Source organism: Lactobacillus sp. HBUAS51381 (genome assembly GCF_012641095.1).
Classification (GTDB): Bacteria; Bacillota; Bacilli; order Lactobacillales; family Lactobacillaceae; genus Levilactobacillus.
On sequence record NZ_JAAVSC010000078.1, the window covers coordinates 1 to 1,041 of the forward strand.

At 44.7% G+C, this 1,041-nt stretch carries 1 protein-coding gene; it reads left to right on the plus strand.

Features of this window, described 5'->3' with window-relative positions; all coding sequences use genetic code 11:
• Positions 1-1,012, plus strand: a 1,012-nt coding sequence (locus HEQ50_RS12570) for a transposase (protein ID WP_168900826.1), incomplete at its 5' end; no start/stop codon positions are given.
• Positions 1,013-1,041 lie beyond the last annotated feature (29 nt).

Consider the following 1,041-nt stretch of genomic DNA (forward strand, 5'->3'; position numbering starts at 1 on the left):
GCAAGAACATCTGAACTATCATATTCTAAATCCATTGGCCGCTAAGAATCGTATCGCCACAGGATCGCGTCTTAGAAAGAACGATAAGCAGGATGCTAAAAGATTAGCTATCACTGAGTTCACAGAACAATTAGAGCCCTATTTGATGGCCTACAAGCAAGACCCAGTCTATCGCGAGCTGACTGATATGAATCGTTATTACGACCAGCTCAATGAGGATAAGAAGCGCGCACGTAATCGGGCTCATCGTGTCTTACAGCTTGTATTCGCTTCATTTGGGGCACCTAAGGATGGTTTTAATTTTGACACTAAGTTAGCTTGGGAACTCTTAACTCTCTTTCCTCACGCGCAAATTGTCCGAGAAATTGGCGACCTTAACGAGTTAGAGGCCCAAATACTGGCGGCACAATTTAAAGGAATTGGCCCCCAAAAGGCCCATAATGCCGCAAGAAAGCTATGGAAGTTAGCAGCAAGGAATGGTGATGCCGTTCCGGTTAGATCTGACAATACACGTCAGATGAAGGCTTTAGCAGAACAGGTCCTGGCACTGGAAACTGCGCAGGACCAGCAGGTCTTGCGCATGACAGATCTTGGAAAGTCTTTACCAGAACTAGAGCTCCTTCAGACTATCCCGGGAATTGGCAGTAGTACCGCTATCCGACTAATTGGTGAGCTAGGAGACATACGCAGATTTAACACGCGTCAAGAATTAAACAGCTACGTAGGCATTGATACGACCGAAATAGATTCCGGTGACCACCAGTCGGCACGACACATCACTAAACACGGCAATCCCCACGCACGAAGGATTTTATATTGGACAGTTATCCTCATGATTAATCCCAAAATGGCTAACAACCATATTCGAGACGCTTATCAAAAAAGACGAGAAGCCTCTTCATCAAAGAAGAAACTCATCGTCCGTCAGATGGATCGTCTTATCAAAACAATCCTATACCTAATAAAAACGAATCAGCCTTACTCCTATGAGCTAAGCCCTCATTTGAAGTAAGATTCGTCACTACTAATAATACCAGCCTT